Origin of the sequence: Citrobacter sp. CK199 (assembly GCF_030333285.1) — a bacterium.
In the GTDB taxonomy this organism is placed as follows: domain Bacteria; phylum Pseudomonadota; class Gammaproteobacteria; order Enterobacterales; family Enterobacteriaceae; genus Citrobacter_B; species Citrobacter_B koseri.
Map to the genome: position 1 here is coordinate 192,033 of NZ_JAOWGF010000024.1, position 23,038 is coordinate 215,070.

Below are 23,038 nucleotides of genomic sequence, written 5' to 3' on the forward strand. Positions count from 1 at the left end.
ATTAAAACGTCACGCCCATTTTGATGCTCTTTTCCGGGTGCTTGTCGACAAACTCCATATAGCTTTCCGGGCTGTTGGCAAACGTTACGATGGGGTCGATAATCTCTTCGCAATCGAGATAACCATTCATCAGCAATTCCCAGCAGGTTTCTTCAATACGCTTACGGTTCCAGCGCGGGTAATCAGGGTTCGGCTCACTACAGGCACGAGCGAAAACGATTTTGGCGTTATTGAAGTGCGCTTCACGCCCGAGATTGAATCCCGCCGCAAACGGTTTAGCGAAAGCCACATAGGAGATAGTGCCGCCGTAGGCCAGCCCGCGCAGCGCCGACTGTAACGCGTCAGCATAACCACAGGTTTCGATGATCACATCAGCGCCCTGTTTCCCGGTCAGTTTTTTAATTTCCATACCGACATCCGTGCCGACCGGGTTCAGGCAATAATCCGCGCCATGACGACGCGCAATATCGCAGCGGTGAGCGATCGGGTCTACGCCGATAACCACTGACGCTCCCGCTTTTTTCGCCAGTTGCACCGCAATCTGACCAATCGCGCCCAGCCCGACAATCACGACAAAGTCACCCACGCGCACATTCGCGTCACGCACGCCGCTCATCGCGAATTGTGCCGGGTCATAGCAGACTGCGTTTTTCCAGGAACACCCTTCCGGCATTTTGCGCAGCTTATAGTTATTAACGGCGTTGATGATGACCGTCTCAGAAAGCGGACCATAACCACATACGCGATCGCCCACGGCATAGTCCGTCACGTCACTGCCGCATTCGATAATGTCGCCCACCACCATGTTACCGAGCTGGAACTTACCGAATTCGATACCGCGCGGCGCGCCTTCCGGGCGTGGCATAAACATCTGCCATTGCGCATCAAAATCTTCATCAATGAACGGGCTGGCAGCGCGGAAATCAACCACCTCAGTACCATGCTTCGGCGCGCCAAACAGAACGCGGATTTTCACTTCGTTGGCTAAAATCGCGCGATCTTCATACTCCACAAGCGCCGCAACGCGCGGTTCGGTGGCAACTAACTTTTTCATTTACAACTCCTTAATTAAACTGGCCGCCTTAGCCCTTCACGCCACCAGCGGTCAAACCACTCTTAATAAAACGTTCGGAAAGCGCATACATAATGACGACAGGTAATGCCGTTACCAGCGACGCCGCCATCATGCGTCCCCAGATATAATCCGGCGTGCTAAACAGCGTATTCAGCCCTACCGGAAGGGTGAAATTGCTGGCGCTGGAGAGGAAAATCGACGCAAACAGATAGTCATTCCAGGCCACCATAAAGCAGTAGACAAACACCGAGACCAGGCCAGACATCGCCAGCGGAACGGTAATGCGAAAAATAATTTGCAGACGGTTCAAGCCATCCATCATGGCGGCCTCTTCAATCTCATCCGGGATGGTGTCGAAGTAGCTTTTCAGCATGAACACCGCGGTCGGCAGCGTCTGAGTGACCATCGTGATAATGAGCGCCATTTCGGTGTCATAAATGCCTAACGCAGTGATGATTTTGAACAACGGCACCACCAGCAAAATGCCGGAGAACATGTACACGGTGTAAAAGCTGGCATTAATGGTCATGCGACCTTTAAAGCGCAGACGTGACAGCGCGTACGCGCCAAGCGTGCCCAAAAATACGGCCACAACGGATGACACTACCGACACCACCATGCTGTTGCGGAAATAATCGACAAACGGGAAAATCAGCGGATTAAAAATGTCGATATAGTGTTCCAGCGTCCAGTGCTGCGGGAAAAGGGTCGGATGCAGTGAAATCGCCTCTTTCGCGCTTTTAAACGAGGTCATCAGCATCACAAAGAAAGGAAACAGCGTGATGAGAAGAAAGACGATCAGGCCACAGTAAAAGCCGACACGCTCAAGTTTGCGTTTATTTGTTGCCATTGAGATTCACCCGTTTTCTGGTCAGCAAGATGACGGCAAAAATAATGATGAAGAGCACCACGGAAATGGCGGCTGCTTTACCTAAGTCATTAAATGCAAATGCTGTTTTGTAGAGATACACCCCGAGAATATCGACCTTCGTCGTCAACAGATAAACATCGGCGAACATGTAGAACATCCAGATGGTGCGTAAGGTCACGACCGTCGCCAGCACCGGCATGATGGCGGGCAGCGTTACGATGCGAAATCGCTGCCAGGCATTCGCGCCATCCATTTCGGCTGCTTCATACAGCGATTTATCGATAGTCTGTAAGATCGCCAGGAATGAAATGAACGCATACGGGAAGTAACGCCAGATCGCAAACAACACCACCAGCGCGAAACTACTGCCCGGATTGTCGAACCACAGCGGCGCATGATCGTAGAGATGCAGCAGATCCACGCCGAGGTAGTTCACAATGCCGTAGCCGTTGTTGAACATGTACTTCCAGGCGAACACCAGCGAGATGGACGGCGTCACATAAGAGAGGATCACCAGCGAACGTGCCGTTTTACGCAGGCGAAACTCCCGGTTAAAGAACATCGCGACGCCCAGCCCCAGTGCGGTACTACCGGCCACAACCAGCGCGGTATACCAGATCGTCATCCACAGCGCGTGCCAGAACCCAGGATCGGAGAGAATGTTAATGTAGTTGCTAAACCCCACGAACGTTGAGGCAATTCGCGGATTAAGCGGCAAACGCAAAAAACTGATTTCGATATTCGATATCATCGGCCATGCCACCAGACCGCCCAGCAGTAATAAACTGGGCGCCAGCAGCAACATCGCGAATGGCATATCGGAACGACCGGAAAAAAGCCTGGTCATAACTGCTTTCCTCTTTCCGCATTAGCGCTGTTCAACAAGGGTATCCAGCTTTTTCTGGCTTTCCTTTAGGGCCGAAGACAGGCTGGCGTTACCCACCGTCACGTTATGCACCAGCGAACTCACCACGCCAGAGCCCGTCACGTCGCCCATACGGGTAAAGTTCTTGTCGCCCACCGCGCCAAACACCTGGATATTAGGCAGTTTTGCAATCAACTGATAAGGCAGATCGCCAAGCGCGTTGATCACATCGTTTTCCTTCCACACGGGCGTGTTCACCACGGCTTTGTTGACCGGCAGTGCCGCTCCCGGAGACATCATCACCCAGTCCGCAATGTTGTCCGCCTGCTCCATAAAGGTGACAAATTTCTCGGCCGCCTCCGTCTCTTCCGCTTTCTGTCCGCTGGTGATGGTCAGCGAAGTCAACATGCCATAGACGGCAGAGGTTTTTTCCGTCGGAACGACAAACCCCACGTTCTGCGGTTCGCCTTCTTTAATGACGGCCGGGAGGATATAGGTGGAATAAATCGCCATTGGTGCAGTCCCGTTCATGAAAGCGTCTTTCACTTCCATGATGTCGTTAGAACCCGGCATCGTATTTGCCGCCAGCGCACGATAATATTCCAGCGCCTGCGCCATCTCTGGCGTATCAAGGGTTATTTTTCCTTGTGCATCAAAGACGTTGGCCTGATTTGACAACGCAAACTGCGAGAAAGACTGTTCAGTCAGCACGCTCTCCGCCGTCGGTAGCGCAATACCGTATTTCTTACTGGCGGGATCGTTGAGTTTTTGCGCGACGGTCAGCAATTGCTGCCAGTTTTTTGGCTCTTCCAGCCCGGCTTTCGCCAGAACATCTTTGCGATACCAGATACCGCCAATCCAGGCACTTACCGGAACGCCGGTCCACGCCGCGCTATCTTCAGTACGCACAATGCGCAGCACACCGTCATAAAACGCGCTTTCACCCACGTTCTGAATAACATCCGCAACAGCATCACGGTCGATCAGTTGCTCTTTATCCATCACTTTGGCGTAATCATGGCTGGTCTCAATAACCTCCGGCAGCGAGCCGCTGCGCGCCAGCGTGATCACTTTGGTGTTATAGGCATCTTCCTCAACAGGAACCTGTTTCACGGTGATTCCAGGATTTTCTTTTTCAAAACGCGTAATCAGTTTTGTAATAACGGCCTGACGCTCCTGTTCCACCGACGAATGCATAAATTCAATGGAGACATGAGATTGTTTGTCATCTTTGCACCCTGAAATCAGGGCGCAGGAAACCAGTGCTGATAACAGCACAACGTTAGATTTAAGCATTAGATGTTCCTTATTATTTTTTAATCCACATAACCTGCCATGGGTGCAGTGTTAATGTTTCCCCGGTGATATAACTTTCACTAATTAAGTCATAACCACCCGAGCAACAAATATTCACAGTTTGAATTTGATCGCTCACATTAAACAATGCAGTAATGGCTTCGCCATCTTTTGTTGTACGCGTCACTCGCATAACTTCTGATGTGAGACTCTCTATTTCAAAAGCGCTGTTCGGATGAAAGGCATTATTATGACGACGTATAATAATAAGCTTTGATAATGTCTGAAAGACGTTATGTCTTAGCGTGTCGTCATCGTTTAAAGCCGATCCAATTGTTGCCAGATCATATTTTTTACGATTAATAGCGCGGTTATACCCCAGTTGTTCCACACCATCATAGTCATTACGAGAACCCAGAATACTTTGAATATATACCGCAGGTACGCCAGGGAAACTCAATAATATGGCATGCGCTAAAATAAACCGGGCGAGTCTCTCATCATCACTACTGTCGCGCTTGCTGAGCGCATCCATATAAGTAACATTGATTTCGTAAGGGCTTCGACTCCCGTCCGGGTTGTTTTTCCAGTTGACTAACGCCCCTTCCTGCTGCAACGCTTCAACTAATTGCAGTATTTCCTCTTCCGGCAAAATACCGCGTAATGGATTCAGGCCTATTCCGTCATGGGAAGCCAGAAAGTTAAACCAGGTCGTTTTCGAGGATGGCAGCGACAGCGTTTTCGCCCAGTCGCACAACGCACGCGTATCCTGGCGTTGCACGGCATGCAATACCAGCGGCGGAAGAGAAAACTGGTAGACCATGTGCGCTTCATCATAGCCATTACCCAGATAGGAAATGTTATCCTGATGCGGAACGTTGGTCTCAGTAATGATGACGGTCCCCGGAGCCACCTCATCAGCAATAGCCCGGAACAGCTTGATTAACTGGTGCGTTTTTTCCAGGTGAATACACGTTGTACCCGGTGCTTTCCACATAAACCCGACGGCGTCCAGACGAATATAGTCCGCCCCTTGTTCGAGGTAGGTCAGTAAAACATCAACCATCGCCAGCAGCACGTCAGGGCAAGCATAATTCAGGTCAATCTGATCATCACTGAATGTCGTCCATAAATGACGGACGGTGCCATCGTGCAATGTAAAAGGCGTCAGTAACGGTAATGCGCGCGGACGCGTCACTGCACTCAGGTCTGTCGAAGGGGCCATTTCAATAAAGAAATGCTCATAGCCCGGCTTTTGCTGTAAATAGTTTTTAAACCATTCACTTTTGGCAGACATATGATTGCAGACAAAATCAAACATTAATTGACTTGTTTGATTCAGTTCACCGATATCTTTCCACTCCCCTGTTTCCTGCGCCACCTGGTGATAATCAATGACCGAAAATCCATCATCAGATGACCATGGATAAAAAGGTAACAGATGGACATGAGAAAAACTCGCGTTTAGCCGTTTACGGAAGAACTGATTAAATGCGGGAAGCGGTTTTGACGTCTCACAGTGAAATTGGTCGGCATAGGTAATAAGCACAACATCACTTTCATCCCAATGCAACTTACGCTGTTTTTTAATTAATGAACGTGATTTTTCAATACGCCTTTCCAGTACGTCGTAGTGGCGTTGCGAAAATGTTTCCCCATAGACTTCAAGCAGGTATTTCTGGATTTTTTGGCTCACTTTTGTTTTCCGTGGTAGCGGTCCCATGAAAGAAGAGACTACTCCGTGAAAAATAAGCTGTCAATCAGGCGAGCGGGTTTAGAGGGAGGATAAAAAAGAATTTTGGCAGCCCAAAAATCGTATTTGTGAGCTGCCGCAAATTACCGGGGAATATGTAATCGAAGTGTTACTCTGCGTACACAGAATCGTAGTCAGGGATGATTTCCGGTATAACGCCGGGATAATTTAGCCGCTGCCCGACTCAGTAAAGGCTCAAGCGCCACCGCCAGCAACATCTTCAGCGGGCGCCGGGCCACGGATTTCACCGCCCACCCCGCTACGCCTGCGGGACCGTAGCGTAACGCGGTCAGGAGAACCAGCTTCCCTGCAAGTTTAAAGCCCGGCTTCACCTTTTGCCCGGCGCGTTGCCAGCGAGTATTCATCTCTGTCCTCTTACAATTGACGGAAGCGGCTGCGTAACGTGAAGGTATCAGAGGTCACATAGCGCTCCATTTCGCGTAAACGTTTTTCGCCTGCGGCCAGTTCACGATCCACCGCATCTAACAGTTCACCGCAGGAAGGCTGTTGCTCGCCCGTTGCCATGCTGTCCGGCATCGGGTCCAGTACAAAAGAGAGAATGATGTAAGCCACCAGGGTGAAAAATGCCAGACCAAAGAAGATCGATAACACCACCAGGATACGCACCAGTTTCACCGGTACATCAAGGTACTGCGCGATACCGGCACACACCCCTCGCACCATCCCCTGCTGCGGCATACGCCATAATTTCTTGTTCAGGTTAATTCCTCCCATTAGCGATCCCTCCAGTTCGGATGTTCGGCGTCAAGAATGGCTTCCAGCGCCTGAATACGCTCGCGCATGCGTTGCGCTTCGTCGGTTAGCTGCATTAAACGTTGCTGTTCGCTTTGCGACAATTCGCCCCGACCGGAACGGTTGCTGTAATGCAGCCATAACCAAATCGGTAACACGAACAGCACGAAAATGGTTAACGGTATGGCCAGAAATAACGCGCTCATGAGTGCTCCTTACAGGTGATGAGCGGCGGCGCGTTCGGGCGCCGCCAGGTATTATTATTGGTTATCTTGCTTCATTTTGGCTTTCAACTGCGCCAGTTGTTCGCTGATTTCATCATCTGCTTTCAGATCGGCAAACTGCTGATCCAGGGTTCTCTGCTTGCCAAAGTTTTGGCTTTCCGCTTCCGCCTCCATCTGATCGATACGGCGTTCAAACGATTCAAAACGCGCCATAGCCTCATCCAGTTTGCCGCTGTCCAGTTGACGACGGACATCACGGGAAGAGCTTGCCGCCTGGTGGCGCAACGTCAATGCCTGCTGACGGGCACGGGTTTCACTGAGTTTATTTTCCAGCTCGCCAATCTCTTTCTTCATCCGCACCAGCGTGTCGTCAACCAGTGCCGCTTCCTGATCGAGGGTGGCGATCAAATCCGTCAGTTTTTGTTTCTCAATCAGCGCGGCGCGCGCCAGATCCTCTTTATCTTTACGCAGCGCCAGCTCGGCTTTCTCCTGCCACTCCGCCTGTTGCGCGGCGGCCTGCTCAATGCGACGGGATAACTGTTTCTTTTCTGCCAGCGCGCGCGCGGAATTAGAACGGACTTCCACCAGCGTATCTTCCATTTCCTGAATCATCAGGCGCACCAGCTTTTGCGGATCTTCCGCTTTTTCCAGCAGCGCATTAATGTTGGCGTTCACGATGTCGGCAAAACGAGAAAAAATACCCATAATTCAATCCTCACACGGTATGTTCTGATATCGGGCTATGCCCTGCTACAGGGTTAATACAATCTGCGTGCCAACTTTTTAATTTATTGATTATTAAAACAATGTACGATTTTACCTCACGAGAGAAATAGGCTAAAGTGGTGAATAACACTAACAAGTGGTGAATCTCATCATGGCAGAATACAAAGATAACCTTCTCGGCGAAGCCAACAGCTTTCTTGAAGTGCTGGAGCAGGTTTCCCATCTGGCGCCGCTGGATAAACCCGTGCTTATCATTGGCGAACGCGGAACAGGGAAAGAGCTGATCGCCAACCGGCTGCATTTTCTCTCAACGCGCTGGCAAGGGCCGTTCATCTCCCTTAACTGCGCCGCGCTCAATGAAAACCTGCTCGACTCCGAGTTATTTGGTCATGAGGCAGGCGCATTTACCGGCGCGCAAAAACGTCATCCCGGGCGCTTTGAACGCGCCGATGGCGGTACGCTCTTTTTGGATGAGCTGGCGACCGCTCCCATGCTGGTTCAGGAAAAACTGCTGCGGGTGATCGAATACGGCGAGCTGGAGCGCGTCGGCGGCAGCCAGCCGTTGCAGGTTAATGTGCGTCTGGTCTGCGCGACAAATGCCGATTTGCCACAAATGGTGAGCGAAGGGACATTTCGCGCCGATCTGCTGGATCGGCTTGCTTTCGACGTCGTGCAGCTTCCCCCTTTACGCCAGCGTCAAAGCGACATCATGTTAATGGCCGAACACTTTGCCATTCAGATGTGCCGTGAGATTCATCTGCCCCTCTTCCCGGGTTTTACCGCGCGGGCGAGAGAAACCCTGCTTCAGTACCGCTGGCCGGGAAATATTCGTGAGCTGAAAAACGTGGTTGAGCGTTCGGTTTATCGGCATGGCAGCAGCGATTATCCGTTAGATGAAATTATCATCGACCCATTTAAGCGTGACATTCCCGAACCAACGCCGCCGGAAACGCCCGTTTCTGCGCCATCATTGCCGCTGGATTTACGCGAATTTCAGCAACAGCAGGAGAAAGACTTTCTGCAAATCAGCCTGCAACAGGCGAAATTTAATCAAAAACGGGCAGCAGAATTGCTGGGTCTGACCTACCACCAGTTGCGCGCATTGCTCAAAAAACATCAGATTTAGCGCTCATGCCCGGGACAGTTGTTCTCATTCTGTGGGGGTAATATGTTAAGTGAATTAATGAGGTTTTCTTTATAATTAATTTCGATATTGGTTAATAACATAATAAAAATAATTACAAAGGTGATTGAATTTCCAGCGTAATGTTATACCCAACGATTTTGAATACAAGGGAAATGCCATGAATTGGGATAAACACGCAGCCGTAGAATACGCACGCAGACATGCTATGATGGGTGCGAGCCTGGCTGGCTTGTTAATCAGCTCTTCTGCTTTTGCGGCGTTGTCTCCCGGCGGACCCGAAGCTACAGCTTTAACATTTAATCGCTGGTACATATCCCAGTTAATACAGGAGAAAAATCCACTGGCTGATTATGAGGGACTCCAGCCCTACGTTACAGCAAACACCATTGCTGCGTTAAAGGCCTCAAATACAGCAGACCCAGACTCCGAAGATGTACCCGATTCTGATATGTTCATCAAAGCCCAGGATTTTGACGATGACTGGCAGCAAATAGAGATCGTCTCATCAGACTTAGATCCCGTATGTACACAGGTCTATGTCTCTTTCGGCGCTGAACAGAAACACACCGTAATAGACTGCATGGTGAAAGAAAACGGTACCTGGAAAGTACAATCTGTCGCAGGCCAGAAAATATTGCGAAACGTAAGCCTGAAGTAATCATGTATCAAAGCCCGTAACTTAACTGAACGGGCATTTCCTTTGGTGTTTATTCCACCAGTATGACGATTCCTTCATCGCAATTGTGTACATTTACGCCAGTTGTCCGCAGTCATTTTTACCTGGCGGGCCGAAGTGCGATACACTTTGCAGATCGAATCTAAAAACCTTAAAAATTATGCGCCTGGTTTTATCGTCTCTGATCGTGATGGCTGGACTCCTGAGTGGTCAGGCTGCGGCTGCGCCTGAACCGACTACGCACGCTGATATTCGCGACAGCGGCTTTGTCTATTGCGTCAGTGGGCAGGTCAACACCTTCAATCCACAAAAAGCGAGCAGCGGCCTGATCGTTGATACGCTTGCCGCCCAGCTGTATGACAGACTGCTGGATGTGGACCCTTATACTTATCGTCTGGTGCCGGAACTGGCAGAAAGCTGGGAAGTGCTGGACAACGGCGCGACCTACCGTTTCCACCTGCGTCGCAACGTCGCTTTCCAGAAGACCGCCTGGTTCACCCCTACCCGCAAGCTGAACGCGGATGACGTGGTGTTTACCTTTGAGCGCATTTTTGATCGCAAACATCCCTGGCATAACGTTAACGGCGGCAGCTTTCCCTATTTCGACAGTTTGCAGTTTGCCGATAACGTCCAGAGCGTGCGTAAGCTGGACAACAATATCGTCGAGTTTCGCCTGACCCAACCAGACGCCTCCTTCTTATGGCATCTGGCGACGCACTATGCGTCAGTCATGTCAGCGGAATATGCGGCGCAGCTGACAAAGCAGGATCACCCGGAACTGATTGACCGCCAGCCGGTCGGCACCGGCCCGTTCCAGCTCTCGGAATATCGCGCCGGACAATATATTCGTCTGCAACGTCATGAGGGATTCTGGCGTGGTAAACCGCTGATGCCGCAGGTGGTGGTTGACTTAGGCTCCGGCGGCACAGGCCGTTTATCGAAATTGCTCACCGGCGAATGCGATGTGCTGGCCTGGCCCGCCGCCAGTCAACTCACGATTCTGCGCGACGATCCGCGCCTGCGTCTGACGCTGCGCCCCGGTATGAACATCGCCTACCTGGCCTTTAATACCGATAAGCCGCCGCTGAATAATCCCGCCGTGCGCCATGCGCTGGCGTTGTCGATCAACAACCAGCGGCTGATGCAGTCGATCTACTACGGTACAGCAGAAACCGCCGCCTCTATTTTGCCGCGCGCCTCGTGGGCCTATGACAACGAGGCTAAAATTACAGAATACAATCCGGCTAAATCCCGCGAGCAGTTGAAAGCGCTGGGGCTGGAAAACTTAACGCTACAGCTGTGGGTGCCGACCAGTTCCCAGGCCTGGAACCCCAGCCCGCTGAAAACCGCCGAGCTGATCCAGGCGGATATGGCGCAGGTCGGCGTAAAAGTGGTGATTGTTCCGGTAGAAGGTCGTTTCCAGGAGGCGCGGTTAATGGACATGAACCATGATCTGACGTTGTCCGGTTGGGCAACCGACAGTAACGATCCAGATAGTTTCTTCAGGCCGTTGCTGAGCTGCGCCGCCATTAACTCACAAACCAACTTTGCACACTGGTGCCATCCTGAGTTTGACGGCATTCTGCGAAAAGCGCTCTCGTCCCAGCAGCTTGCGGCGCGTATTGACGCGTATGATGAAGCGCAAAATATTCTGGCAAAAGAGCTGCCGATACTGCCGCTCGCCTCCTCGCTGCGTTTACAGGCTTATCGCTATGATATTAAAGGGCTGGTTTTAAGTCCCTTTGGTAACGCCTCGTTTGCCGGTGTTTCGCGGGAAAAAGAAGATGAGGTGAAAAAACCATGATTATTTTCACCCTGCGTCGGTTTCTGCTGCTGTTGGTCACGCTGTTCTTTCTGACCTTTATCGGCTTTAGCCTGAGCTATTTCACGCCCCATGCGCCATTACAGGGCGCATCGTTGTGGAACGCCTGGGTTTTCTGGTTTAACAGCCTGATCCACTGGGATTTTGGCGTTTCCAGCATTAACGGCCAGCTGATCTCCGAACAGCTCAAAGAGGTTTTTCCCGCCACGATGGAGCTGTGCGTTCTCGCTTTCGGCTTTGCTCTGATGGTCGGGATCCCGGTGGGGATGCTGGCAGGCGTAACGCGGAATAAATGGCCAGACCGTTTCATCAGCGCCCTCGCCTTAGTGGGATTTTCGATTCCGGTCTTCTGGCTGGCGCTGCTGTTGACGCTGTTTTTCTCGCTCACGCTCGGCTGGCTGCCGGTATCAGGTCGTTTTGATCTGCTTTACGAAGTGAAGCCGGTCACCGGTTTCGCCATTATTGATGCCTGGATTTCCGACTCGCCCTGGCGCGATGAGATGGTGATGAGCGCAGTGCGCCATATGGTATTGCCGGTGCTGACGCTGGCCGTCGCCCCCACCACGGAAGTGATTCGTCTGATGCGCATCAGCACTATTGAAGTGTATGACCAGAATTACGTGAAGGCAGCGGCGACGCGCGGTCTGTCACGGCTGACGATTCTGCGTCGGCATGTGCTGCACAACGCGCTGCCGCCGGTGATCCCGCGTCTCGGCTTGCAGTTTTCCACCATGCTGACGCTGGCGATGATCACCGAGATGGTCTTTAGCTGGCCGGGGCTGGGACGCTGGTTGATCAACGCTATCCGCCAGCAGGACTACGCCGCTATTTCCGCAGGCGTAATGGTGGTTGGTTCGCTGGTGATTATCGTCAACGTGATCTCTGATATTTTGGGTGCTATGGCTAACCCTCTGAAACATAAGGAATGGTATGCCTTACGATAGTGTGTACAGCGAAAAGCGCCCACCGGGAACGCTGCGCACTGCCTGGCGCAAATTTTATGGCGACGCTTCTGCGATGGTCGGTCTTTACGGCTGCGCAGGTCTGGTGGTGCTGTGTATTTTTGGCAGCTGGTTTGCTCCCTACGGCATCGATCAGCAGTTCCTCGGCTACCAGTTGTTGCCACCGTCCTGGTCGCGCTATGGCGAAGTCTCGTTTTTTCTGGGGACGGACGATCTGGGGCGTGACGTTTTAAGTCGCCTGCTGAGCGGCGCGGCGCCCACCGTCGGCGGCGCGTTTATCGTCACGCTGGCGGCAACGCTGTGCGGCCTGATTCTGGGCGTTGTCGCCGGGGCTACGCACGGCTTACGCTCCGCCGTACTCAACCATATTCTGGACACCCTGCTCTCTATTCCGTCGTTGCTGTTGGCGATTATCGTTGTTGCCTTTGCCGGGCCGCATCTGAGTCACGCAATGTTTGCCGTCTGGCTCGCACTGCTGCCGCGTATGGTGCGCTCGGTCTACAGCATGGTGCATGACGAGCTGGAAAAAGAGTATGTGATCGCCGCGCGCCTCGATGGCGCCACCACGCTCAATATTCTCTGGTTTGCCATTCTGCCCAATATTACCGCCGGTCTGATTACCGAAATCACCCGCGCGTTGTCGATGGCAATCCTCGATATCGCCGCGCTCGGTTTTCTCGACCTCGGCGCGCAACTCCCCTCTCCTGAATGGGGCGCCATGCTCGGCGACGCGCTGGAGCTGATATATGTCGCGCCGTGGACGGTGATGTTACCTGGCGCGGCAATTATGATCAGCGTTCTGCTGGTGAACCTGCTTGGCGACGGCATCCGGCGCGCGATTATCGCGGGGGTGGAATAATGCCGTTACTGGATATACGTAACCTGACCATTGAATTTAAAACCGGCGAAGACTGGGTTAAAGCCGTAGATCGGGTCAGCATGACGTTAAATGAAGGGGAAATTCGTGGGCTGGTCGGCGAATCCGGCTCCGGGAAAAGCCTGATTGCGAAAGCCATTTGCGGTGTGGCGAAAGACAACTGGCGCGTCACCGCCGACCGTATGCGCTTTGACGATATCGACCTGCTGCGTCTTTCCGCACGCGAGCGCCGCAAACTGGTCGGCCATAACGTGTCGATGATCTTTCAGGAACCGCAGTCGTGCCTTGATCCTTCGGAGCGCATTGGCCGTCAACTGATGCAGAATATTCCCGCCTGGACCTATAAAGGTCGCTGGTGGCAGCGTATTGGCTGGCGAAAACGCCGTGCCATTGAACTGTTGCACCGGGTCGGCATTAAAGATCACAAAGACGCGATGCGTAGTTTTCCGTATGAGCTGACGGATGGCGAATGTCAGAAAGTCATGATCGCCATTGCGCTCGCCAATCAACCGCGCTTGCTGATTGCCGACGAACCGACCAACGCGATGGAACCCACCACCCAGGCGCAGATTTTCCGCCTGCTGACGCGCCTGAACCAGAACAGCAATACCACTATTTTGCTGATCAGCCATGACCTGCAAATGCTCAGCCAGTGGGCAGACAAAATCAACGTTCTGTATTGCGGGCAGACGGTTGAAACTGCGCCCAGTAAGGATCTGGTGGCGACGCCTCACCACCCTTATACTCAGGCGCTCATCCGCGCGATACCGGATTTTGGCAGCGCCATGCCGCATAAAAGCCGCCTGAATACCATGCCAGGGGCAATCCCGCTGCTGGAACAATTACCGATAGGTTGTCGTCTGGGGCCGCGTTGCCCGTATGCTCAACGAGAATGCATTGAAACCCCGCGTCTGACCGGGGCGAAGAATCATCTCTACGCCTGTCATTTTCCGCTGAATATGGAGAAAGAGTGACATGGTGGAAACTCTGCTCGAAGTGCGTAACCTGAGTAAAACCTTCCGCTACCGTACAGGATGGTTCCGGCGTCAGACCGTCGAGGCGGTAAAGCCGCTCAGCTTCACCTTACGCGAACGCCAGACGCTCGCCATTATTGGCGAGAATGGCTCCGGCAAATCCACGCTGGCGAAAATGCTGGCAGGAATGATCGCGCCGACCAGCGGCGAACTGCTGATTGACGATCATCCGCTGAAATACGGCGACTACTCGTTTCGCAGCCAGCGCATCCGCATGATTTTTCAGGACCCGTCAACGTCACTCAATCCGCGACAGCGCATCTCGCAGATTCTGGATTTCCCGCTGCGGTTGAACACCGATCTGGAACCGGAGCAGCGACGTAAGCAGATTATTGAAACCATGCGGATGGTCGGCCTTCTCCCTGACCACGTCAGCTATTATCCGCACATGCTGGCGCCAGGGCAGAAACAGCGTCTGGGATTAGCCCGCGCCCTGATTTTACGCCCGAAGGTGATCATCGCCGACGAAGCGCTGGCTTCGCTCGATATGTCGATGCGCTCGCAGCTCATCAACCTGATGCTGGAACTCCAGGAAAAACAGGGGATTTCGTATATCTACGTCACTCAGCATCTGGGGATGATGAAACACATCAGCGATCAGGTGCTGGTCATGCACCAGGGCGAAGTGGTCGAACGCGGCAGCACTGCTGATGTTCTCGCCTCGCCGTTACATGAACTCACCCGCCGTTTGATCGCAGGACACTTCGGCGAAGCCCTCACCGCCGACGCCTGGCGAAAAGATCGCTAGCCTGAAGGAGCGTTATGATGTTGTTGTCTGAACCAATTAACGGCCATTTGGCCATCCACCACGCGCCCCGAATGCAGGAGCGCCCATGAGAAAATATTCCTGGCTGATCCTGTGTCTGGCGCTGGCTGTGCTACTGGCGTCTGCTTTCGCATTCACTCGCGCTGACAACCAGACTGAACCGGCATTCGGCTACACTCTGGACTTCAAAAAACCGTTGTCCGGGATCGACAATTTATCCTCCCTGAGCTACGTGCCCGAAGAAGATGTTTTTGTCGCCACCCTCAACAGACCCGCCACCATCCTCAAACTGTCTAAAAATGGAGAAATACTCGCCAGAAAAAGCATCGCAGATCGAATTAAAGATGCTGAATCAATCGAATACGTGGGTAACGGGACATACTTACTGGTCGATGAAGCAGACTCCGCGATGTATGTTTACCAGCTCAGCCAGGATCTGGACATCAGGTCAGTGAGAAAAATAGAAACAGACCTGTTTGAGAACGCGCGCAATCGGGGAATCGAAGGCATTGCCTGGATGGCCGGACGAAATGAACTCTATTTCGCCAAAGAACGTAAACCGGTCATGCTGTACCGAACCCAAAGCGACGGCGGCCTTACTCATTTTTCTGAGATCGTCCCGCTGGATGATCTGATTAAAAATCTGGACGTAGACGATATCTCCGCCCTTCACATCCACGGTGAACATCTGCTGATCTTATCTGATGAGTCACGCAGCCTGACAGAGATAGACCTGAACGGCAATGTGCTGCGCCGGATGTCATTAACGCAGGGCGAAAATGGTCTTGAGGAAGATATCCCGCAACCTGAAGGCGTGTCGATGGATAAGGCCGGCAACATTTATATTATGAGTGAGCCGAACCTGTTTTATCGATTTGAAAAGGTCTCGACTGGCAGGTAAACCGTAAGTTCAGACTCTTCTTTCCCGTTGACGCGCGGTTTTGACGGGAGAGGAGAAACGGCGATACGCGGGCTTTTATGAAGTCAGAAAACACTGGAAACGTTTGAAATGGTGCCGACTACCGGAATCGAACTGGTGACCTACTGATTACAAGTCAGTTGCTCTACCTACTGAGCTAAGTCGGCCTGGGCCGCCATCGAGGCCTCGAACCCCGTTCCCTACAACACCCACAACAAATGTCGTTCGCTCTTCCAGATGAGCTAATGGCGGTTTGACGGTTCTTGTGAGTTATCACGCACTTACGCATCATAACGAACCGGCTGCGAATAATACATAAGTAGAATTAGTCATGCAACCATTATGATTCGTCCAAATGTATTTATCCCTTATATTCGCAGCGCGTCACCCGCTCGTGCTGGTTGGATGAGGCGAACCTGATAGCGGGTGATATACTGGACGGATGCAGGAAAATATCGAAAGTAAACAGGCTCGTCCTGCGCCGCCCCGGAGCTAAGTCACGGGAAATGACGGAAAAATATCGTGACACAAAGGGCTGTGAGTGGGATATAATTTCGAGCTAATTTCGAATAACTTTGAAATGTTGCTTTTAATTTATTGATATTAAAAGCAAAAAATAAGTAATGACTATAAGGATTAAAGCTATGGGTTTTCTTTCCGGTAAGCGCATTCTGGTAACGGGTGTTGCCAGCAAATTGTCCATCGCCTACGGTATCGCTCAGGCGATGCGCCGCGAAGGAGCTGAACTGGCGTTCACCTACCAGAACGACAAACTGAAAGGCCGCGTGGAAGAGTTTGCCGCTCAACTGGATTCCAGCATCGTGTTGCAGTGTGATGTGGCTGAAGATGCCAGCATCGACGCTATGTTTGCCGAGCTGGGTAAAGTCTGGCCGAAATTCGACGGTTTCGTTCACTCTATCGGCTTCGCGCCTGGCGATCAGCTGGATGGCGACTATGTGAATGCCGTTACCCGTGAAGGCTTTAAAATCGCGCACGACATCAGCTCTTACAGCTTTGTGGCGATGGCAAAAGCTTGCCGTACCATGCTGAATCCGGGTTCCGCCCTGCTGACCCTGTCTTATCTGGGTGCTGAGCGCGCAATCCCGAACTACAACGTCATGGGTCTGGCAAAAGCGTCTCTGGAAGCAAACGTGCGTTACATGGCTAACGCGATGGGCCCGGAAGGCGTTCGTGTTAACGCAATCTCCGCAGGTCCGATCCGTACTCTGGCCGCGTCCGGCATCAAAGATTTCCGTAAAATGCTGTCGCATTGCGAAGCGGTTACGCCGATTCGCCGCACCGTTACCATTGAAGATGTGGGCAACTCTGCCGCCTTCCTGTGCTCCGATCTGTCTGCCGGTATCTCCGGTGAAGTCGTTCACGTCGACGGTGGTTTCAGCATCGCAGCCATGAACGAACTGGAACTGAAATAATCGTTTCACTTCCCGCAATGGGCGGCGCAGCGTCGCCCATTATTCCCTTCTCTGATGACGCCTTTCACCCCCTTCCATTCTTCGCGCGCTGTCGCATCGCGGTATATATCATTCTGATATTTATTATCACCTAACAATCTTTTATCCCCTCTCTTGCTTACGCCAGGATAATGCAGCGAAAACGATCCGGCGTGATTCGACGACGACGTGTCCGGGTCGCCACTTTTAGACCAAGGAACGCCCATGGAACAACGCCGAATTGAAGGCAAAAGCCACTGGTATCATGAAACTCAGTCCAGCACTTATCCGCAAGAGGTTCTCCCGCTGGTGCCGGAAGCCGCGAACGTCGAGGACAGTTTTCTGCTGGATTTAGCGATCGCCGAAGACGTGCTTTTACCCTTTCAGTCCTGGTTGCACCCTGCCCGTCAACTTGCTCAACGCCTCTTTCCCGAGCGCGTCACACAGAATCGTCTCCACACGTTCAGCGCCTATGAACGGATGAGTACCGCATTGACCGTTGCCCAGGTCTATGGCGTACAGCGGCTCTGTAACCATTACGCCGCGCGACTGACCCCGCTTCCCGGCCCGGACTCCTCCCGGGAGAGTAACCACCGACTGGCGCAAATCACGCAATACGCGCGTCAACTGGCCAGTTCCCCTGCGGTCATTAATGCCCGCGACCGCCAGCATCTTGACGATGTGGGTCTGACGACCTGCGACATCATTCTGATAAACCAGATTATTGGTTTTGTGGGTTTTCAGGCGCGCGTCGTGGCGATATTCCAGGCTTATCATGGACACCCCGTCCGCTGGGTGCCGGGCCTGGATATACAGCAATTCGCCGATGCGCAGCTTTTCCAGGAAAAGGACGCGCAATGGCACCCGGCTCAGGAAGGCGTGGAAATACGTTACGCCAGCGCCGAACAGCTGGAGTGCCTGTCTCACCATCAGCCGGTTGCAGAACTGCTGACGCTCGCGCCAGTCCTGGTTCACGAACCCGCCCTGCTTTCTTTGCTTGGCACACTGCTCACCAGCGCCCTGCGTACGGATGCGCCACCGGCGTCGCTCCCACTCGCCACGCTGCTCACGTCGCGCATCAATGGCAGCGTCGCCTGTTTTAATGAACAGTCACACCACGCGGGCGAATGGGCAGAAACAATTTCGGTGTTCCGCCGGGGTGAACGGGAGATACAGCACTGGGAAAGCCAACATCCGGTTGAGCGTCCTGTCACGCAAGCGATACAATGGCTGACCAGGGCGCCCGATCGTTTTAGCGCTGCGCAATTCACGCCGTTACTCGAACAGGGGGCGTCACTGGAACAGGCCGTCAACTTGCTGGGCTGGTGCGGATTGTGCGGTTGGTTGAACCGTTTAAAAATCGCGTTGGGCGAAACACATTAACCGCGCCTTTACTGAAAGAGCGCTTGCTGCGCCAGGCAGAATCGCGTAAAACTGTCAGCCGCTCTTTTGGCCACGAAAATAGACAATTATGTTTCAGGACAACCCGCTGCTAGCGCAGCTTAAACAGCAACTACATTCCCAGACGCCGCGTGCTGAAGGGGTGGTAAAAGCCACGGAAAAAGGCTTTGGCTTCCTGGAAGTCGATGCACAAAAAAGTTATTTCATCCCGCCGCCGCAGATGAAAAAAGTCATGCATGGCGACCGTATTGTCGCGGTGATCCATACGGAAAAAGAACGCGAGTCCGCCGAGCCAGAAGAACTGATCGAGCCGTTCCTGACCCGCTTCGTGGGCAAAATCCAGGGTAAAAACGATCGTCTGTCCATCGTACCGGATCATCCGTTGCTGAAAGACGCTATCCCATGCCGTGCCGCCCGTGGCGTGGAACACGAATTTAAAGAGGGTGACTGGGCCGTTGCTGAAATGCGCCGTCATCCGCTGAAAGGCGACCGCTCTTTCTACGCCGAGTTAACCCAGTTCATCACCTTCGCCGACGACCACTTCGTACCGTGGTGGGTCACGCTGGCTCGCCATAATCTCGAAAAAGAAGCGCCGAACGGCGCGGCGACAGAAATGCTTGATGAAGGTCTGGTACGCCAGGATCTGACCGCGCTGGATTTTGTCACTATCGACAGCGCCAGCACCGAAGACATGGATGACGCCCTTTATGCGCAAGAGTTGGGCGAAGGTAAGCTGCAACTGACGGTTGCGATTGCTGACCCGACCGCGTGGATTGCGGAAGGCAGCAAGCTGGATAACATCGCAAAAATCCGGGCGTTTACCAACTATCTGCCGGGCTTCAACATCCCGATGTTGCCGCGCGAACTGTCTGACGACCTCTGTTCCCTGCGCGCGCAGGAAGTTCGTCCGGCACTGGCCTGCCGCATGACCATTGCCGCCGACGGCACTATTGAAGATGACATCACCTTCTTTGCGTCCACGATCAAGTCGAAAGCCAAACTGGCCTACGACAATGTCTCCGACTGGCTGGAAAATACCGGCAGTTGGCAGCCTGAGAGTGACGCTATCGCCCAACAGATCCGCCTGCTCCAGCGCATTTGCCTGAGCCGTGGCGAATGGCGTCACAACCATGCGCTGGTGTTCAAAGATCGCCCGGACTATCGCTTTATTCTTGGAGAGAAAGGCGAAGTGCTGGATATCGTCGCGGAACCTCGCCGCATTGCGAACCGCATTGTGGAAGAGTCCATGATCGCGGCGAACATTTGCGCCGCCCGCGTGCTGCGCGACAAACTGGGCTTTGGTATTTACAACGTTCACATGGGCTTCGACCCGGCCAACGCCGACGCGCTGGCAGCGTTGTTGAAAACGCATGGCCTGCACGTTGACGCAGGAGACGTATTAACCCTGGAAGGCTTCTGCAAACTGCGCCGCGAGCTGGATGCCCAACCATCCGGTTTCCTGGACAGCCGCATTCGTCGCTTCCAGTCATTCGCAGAGATCAGCACCGAACCGGGCCCTCACTTCGGACTGGGTCTGGAAGCGTATGCGACCTGGACCTCTCCGATTCGTAAATACGGCGACATGATTAACCACCGCCTGCTGAAGGCCGTCATCAAAGGCGAAACCATCGCGCGACCGCAGGAAGAGACAACGCAGCAGATGGCTGAACGCCGCCGCCTGAACCGTATGGCGGAACGTGACGTCGGAGACTGGTTATATGCGCGTTTCCTGAATGATAAAGCCGGTACAGAAACACGCTTTGCGGCGGAAATCGTTGATATCAGCCGCGGCGGGATGCGCGTTCGCCTGGTCGATAATGGCGCAATGGCCTTTATCCCGGCGCCGTTCCTGCATGCTGTACGTGACGAGCTGGTTTGCAGCCAGGAAAGCGGCACCGTGCAGATCAAAGGTGAAACGGTATACAAAGTGACGGATGTGATCGATGTAACGATCGCGGAAGTTCGCATGGAAACCCGTAGCATTATCGCCCGGCCTGTCGCCTGACGTTTTTGATGTAGCGGCCTTTCTTTAACCGGAAAGGCCGTTTTTTTTCTGCCCGCCCCCCCCACCGCACGCTACACTTCACTCATCCGTTCAGAATTATTTTTATCCGCTCGCTATGCTTTTTTCTGAATCTGGATTACATATAAATACATAAGTAAAACAATATGTTCAGCCATAATTACCTCGTACGAATCATGGCTAACCTTTCTCCTGAGGCTGTATGCGCTTTAAACGGGATGGTAAGCATCATGAAAGACGTTCTGGAGCCTGTTTCATTGTTTAGCGATTTGGGAACTCATAGCCCTTACTGGCGTTTATCGGATGACTGCGACACCCTGCGTTTATCCGCGACTGAGGCTGCCGACGCTGACCAGACCGTTGCGTTATCTTCCGAGCAGGCTGACCGCATCCGGGAGATGACCGTCATCACGTCAAGCCTGTTACTCACCCTTCCAGGTGAACATAATGCCGTTCCCGTGCAACTTGTCGGGCGAAAAATCAACAAGCGCGAATGGGCAGGAAACGTATCGGTCTGGCATGATGCGCCCTCAGATACGCAGGAGGCCGTTCTGGGACTCTCCTTTGCCGAGCAGGTGGTATCAGAGGCCAACTCAGCGATCGTAATCCTTGACAGCCGCGGGAATATCCAGCGTTTTAACCGTCTTTGCGAAGAATACACCGGGTTAAAAGAGCATGACGTCATTGGGCAAAGCGTCTTCAAATTATTTATGAGCCGGCGCGAAGCCGCTGCCTCCAGGCGCAACATCAGCGGTTTTTTCCGCAACGGCAACTCTTATGAGATCGAACGCTGGGTAAAGACCCGCAAAGGCCAGCGCCTGTTTCTGTTTCGGAATAAATTTGTCCATAGCGGCAGCGGTAAGAACGAAATCTTTTTAATCTGTTCAGGCACCGACATTACCGAGGAGCGGCGTACGCAGGAGCGTTTACGCGTACTGGCGAATACGGACACAATCACCGGGCTGCCTAACCGGAATGCCATTCATGAGCTGATTAACGATGCCATTGAAAACGCGGGCGACAATCAGGTTGGTATCGTCTATCTGGACCTGGACAACTTCAAAAGGGTGAACGACGCCTACGGGCATATGTTTGGAGACCAGCTGCTACAGGCCGTCTCGCTGGCGATCCTGAGTTGCCTTGAGGAGAATCAACTGCTGGCCCGCCTCGGCGGCGATGAGTTTATCGTTCTCGCCACGCAGACTTCGCAAGGGTCACTGGAGGCCATGGCATCGCGAATTCTCACACGCTTACGTCAACCCTTTCGCATTGGCCTTATCGAGGTGTATACCGGCTGTTCTATCGGTATCGCCCTTGCGCCACAGCACGGGCATGACAGTGAAAGCGTGATTCGTAATGCGGATACCGCAATGTACACCGCGAAAGAAGGCGGACGTGGACAGTTTTGCGTGTTCTCTCCCGAGATGAACCAGCGCGTCTTTGAGTATCTTTGGCTGGATACCAATCTGCGCAAAGCGCTGGAAAACGATCAGCTCCTGATCCACTACCAGCCGAAGATGACCTGGCGCGGCGAAGTCCGCAGCCTCGAAGCGCTGGTGCGCTGGCAATCACCGGAACGCGGGTTAATTCCCCCGCTGGAGTTTATCTCCTACGCCGAAGAGTCTGGGCTGATTGTCCCGCTGGGGCGATGGGTGATGATGGATGTTGTACGGCAGGTCGCCAAATGGCGCAGCAAAGGCATCAACCTGCGCGTCGCGGTGAATGTATCCGCCCGCCAGCTCGCGGATCAAACTATTTTTACCGACCTGAAGCAGGTGCTTCATGAACTGAACTTCGAATATTGCCCGATTGATGTCGAACTGACAGAAAGCTGTTTGATTGAAAACGAAGAGCTGGCGCTGACCGTCATCCAGCAATTCAGCCAGCTTGGCGCACAGATACATCTGGACGATTTTGGCACCGGCTACTCGTCGCTTTCTCAGCTTGCCCGCTTCCCCATTGATGCGGTCAAGCTGGATCAGACGTTTGTCAGAGACATTCATAAGCGGTCGGTTTCGCAATCGTTAGTACGCGCGATCGTCGCCGTAGCGCAGGCGTTAAATCTACAGGTGATTGCGGAAGGCGTCGAAAGCGCAAAAGAAGATGCATTTTTAACCAAGAATGGCGTCAACGAGCGCCAGGGGTTCCTGTTTGCCAAACCCATGCCCGCCGCCGCTTTTGAACGCTGGTACAAACGTTATCTGAATAAAAAGATGCGCTGAGATGGGCAAAAAACAGGCGTTCGGGACAGGGTAAGAGGCCTCTGGTAACAAACTTATCTGCATGTAATAACAGAATATATAATATTACCCAATGGTTTTGGCGAATCCTGTTTTTCCCCTTCTCTTTTGGCATTATTTTTTGCATCATGAAATTCATACATTTTTGACGTAAGGA

The 23,038-nt window shown here is 52.8% G+C and carries 21 protein-coding genes and 1 tRNA gene; 12 read left to right on the forward strand and 10 right to left on the reverse strand.

The window, feature by feature from the left end:
* Position 1: 1 nt before the first annotated feature.
* The 9 genes from ycjQ to pspA all read right to left on the reverse strand — a co-directional run bounded on the left by ycjQ (position 2) and on the right by pspA (position 7,542).
* On the reverse strand, positions 2–1,054 hold the full coding sequence (gene ycjQ / locus OGX75_RS05035) for a D-guloside 3-dehydrogenase (RefSeq protein ID WP_071258382.1): 1,053 nt from the start codon (positions 1,052–1,054) through the stop codon (positions 2–4).
* Between the two features lie 28 nt (positions 1,055–1,082).
* The gene (locus OGX75_RS05040) at positions 1,083–1,925 is read right to left on the reverse strand and encodes a carbohydrate ABC transporter permease (protein ID WP_071258384.1); all 843 of its coding nucleotides are present in this window, start codon (positions 1,923–1,925) and stop codon (positions 1,083–1,085) included.
* A complete protein-coding gene (locus OGX75_RS05045) occupies positions 1,912–2,793 on the reverse strand; it encodes a carbohydrate ABC transporter permease (protein ID WP_110494216.1) in 882 nt (293 codons plus the stop codon). Before OGX75_RS05045 ends, OGX75_RS05040 begins: the two co-directional genes overlap by 14 nt.
* Positions 2,794–2,814: 21 nt before the next feature.
* Positions 2,815–4,107: an ABC transporter substrate-binding protein gene (locus OGX75_RS05050; RefSeq protein ID WP_071258387.1), complete on the reverse strand. Its 1,293-nt coding sequence runs from the start codon at positions 4,105–4,107 to the stop codon at positions 2,815–2,817.
* A gap of 13 nt (positions 4,108–4,120) precedes the next feature.
* Positions 4,121–5,830 carry a sugar phosphorylase gene (locus tag OGX75_RS05055; RefSeq protein WP_286449563.1) on the reverse strand — a complete coding sequence of 570 codons (1,710 nt, stop codon included), beginning with the start codon at positions 5,828–5,830 and terminating at the stop codon, positions 4,121–4,123.
* Positions 5,831–5,994: 164 nt separating this feature from the next.
* Positions 5,995–6,225, reverse strand: a complete 231-nt coding sequence (gene pspD, locus OGX75_RS05060) for a phage shock protein PspD (RefSeq protein ID WP_198448156.1) — start codon at positions 6,223–6,225, stop codon at positions 5,995–5,997.
* 10 nt (positions 6,226–6,235) lie between these two features.
* Positions 6,236–6,595 carry an envelope stress response membrane protein PspC gene (gene pspC, locus OGX75_RS05065; RefSeq protein WP_286451301.1) on the reverse strand — a complete coding sequence of 120 codons (360 nt, stop codon included), beginning with the start codon at positions 6,593–6,595 and terminating at the stop codon, positions 6,236–6,238.
* Positions 6,595–6,819 carry an envelope stress response membrane protein PspB gene (gene pspB, locus OGX75_RS05070; protein ID WP_012132266.1) on the reverse strand — a complete coding sequence of 75 codons (225 nt, stop codon included), beginning with the start codon at positions 6,817–6,819 and terminating at the stop codon, positions 6,595–6,597. Before pspB ends, pspC begins: the two co-directional genes overlap by 1 nt.
* Positions 6,820–6,873: 54 nt before the next feature.
* Positions 6,874–7,542, reverse strand: coding sequence for a phage shock protein PspA (pspA, locus tag OGX75_RS05075; protein WP_012132265.1), 669 nt, complete (start codon positions 7,540–7,542; stop codon positions 6,874–6,876).
* A gap of 172 nt (positions 7,543–7,714) precedes the next feature.
* Here pspA and pspF point away from each other — a divergent pair, with 172 nt between their 5' ends.
* From pspF to OGX75_RS05115, 8 genes are all read left to right on the forward strand, one after another.
* Complete coding sequence (pspF, locus tag OGX75_RS05080; RefSeq protein WP_012132264.1) at positions 7,715–8,689, forward strand: phage shock protein operon transcriptional activator; 975 nt, start codon at positions 7,715–7,717, stop codon at positions 8,687–8,689.
* 178 nt (positions 8,690–8,867) lie between these two features.
* The gene (locus OGX75_RS05085) at positions 8,868–9,368 is read left to right on the forward strand and encodes a DUF3828 domain-containing protein (protein WP_199975851.1); all 501 of its coding nucleotides are present in this window, start codon (positions 8,868–8,870) and stop codon (positions 9,366–9,368) included.
* Positions 9,369–9,546: 178 nt separating this feature from the next.
* Entirely contained in the window at positions 9,547–11,190 is a 1,644-nt protein-coding gene (gene sapA / locus OGX75_RS05090) for an ABC transporter substrate-binding protein SapA (RefSeq protein WP_134769382.1), read from the forward strand.
* On the forward strand, positions 11,187–12,152 hold the full coding sequence (gene sapB / locus OGX75_RS05095) for a peptide ABC transporter permease SapB (protein ID WP_286451300.1): 966 nt from the start codon (positions 11,187–11,189) through the stop codon (positions 12,150–12,152). Before sapA ends, sapB begins: the two co-directional genes overlap by 4 nt.
* Positions 12,139–13,029: a peptide ABC transporter permease SapC gene (sapC, locus tag OGX75_RS05100; RefSeq protein ID WP_012132258.1), complete on the forward strand. Its 891-nt coding sequence runs from the start codon at positions 12,139–12,141 to the stop codon at positions 13,027–13,029. Before sapB ends, sapC begins: the two co-directional genes overlap by 14 nt.
* Positions 13,029–14,021 carry a peptide ABC transporter ATP-binding protein SapD gene (gene sapD / locus OGX75_RS05105; RefSeq protein ID WP_012132257.1) on the forward strand — a complete coding sequence of 331 codons (993 nt, stop codon included), beginning with the start codon at positions 13,029–13,031 and terminating at the stop codon, positions 14,019–14,021. The genes sapC and sapD overlap by 1 nt, the downstream gene beginning before the upstream one ends.
* Before the next feature lies 1 nt (position 14,022).
* Complete coding sequence (gene sapF / locus OGX75_RS05110) at positions 14,023–14,829, forward strand: peptide ABC transporter ATP-binding protein SapF (RefSeq protein WP_012132256.1); 807 nt, start codon at positions 14,023–14,025, stop codon at positions 14,827–14,829.
* An 85-nt stretch (positions 14,830–14,914) separates the two neighbouring features.
* On the forward strand, positions 14,915–15,748 hold the full coding sequence (locus OGX75_RS05115) for an SdiA-regulated domain-containing protein (protein ID WP_115181594.1): 834 nt from the start codon (positions 14,915–14,917) through the stop codon (positions 15,746–15,748).
* 109 nt (positions 15,749–15,857) lie between these two features.
* Here OGX75_RS05115 and OGX75_RS05120 read toward each other — a convergent pair.
* Positions 15,858–15,933: transfer RNA gene (locus tag OGX75_RS05120), tRNA-Thr, on the reverse strand.
* Between the two features lie 477 nt (positions 15,934–16,410).
* On the opposite strand from OGX75_RS05120, the gene fabI reads away from it, so the two are divergent.
* The 4 genes from fabI to pdeR all read left to right on the forward strand — a co-directional run bounded on the left by fabI (position 16,411) and on the right by pdeR (position 22,863).
* Entirely contained in the window at positions 16,411–17,199 is a 789-nt protein-coding gene (gene fabI / locus OGX75_RS05125; RefSeq protein WP_024130306.1) for an enoyl-ACP reductase FabI, read from the forward strand.
* A 243-nt stretch (positions 17,200–17,442) separates the two neighbouring features.
* Positions 17,443–18,600 carry a carboxymuconolactone decarboxylase family protein gene (locus OGX75_RS05130; RefSeq protein WP_110494205.1) on the forward strand — a complete coding sequence of 386 codons (1,158 nt, stop codon included), beginning with the start codon at positions 17,443–17,445 and terminating at the stop codon, positions 18,598–18,600.
* An 88-nt stretch (positions 18,601–18,688) separates the two neighbouring features.
* On the forward strand, positions 18,689–20,623 hold the full coding sequence (locus tag OGX75_RS05135) for an exoribonuclease II (RefSeq protein WP_286451299.1): 1,935 nt from the start codon (positions 18,689–18,691) through the stop codon (positions 20,621–20,623).
* Positions 20,624–20,871: 248 nt separating this feature from the next.
* Positions 20,872–22,863: a cyclic di-GMP phosphodiesterase gene (gene pdeR, locus OGX75_RS05140; RefSeq protein WP_047463555.1), complete on the forward strand. Its 1,992-nt coding sequence runs from the start codon at positions 20,872–20,874 to the stop codon at positions 22,861–22,863.
* The last annotated feature ends 175 nt before the right edge of the window (positions 22,864–23,038 follow it).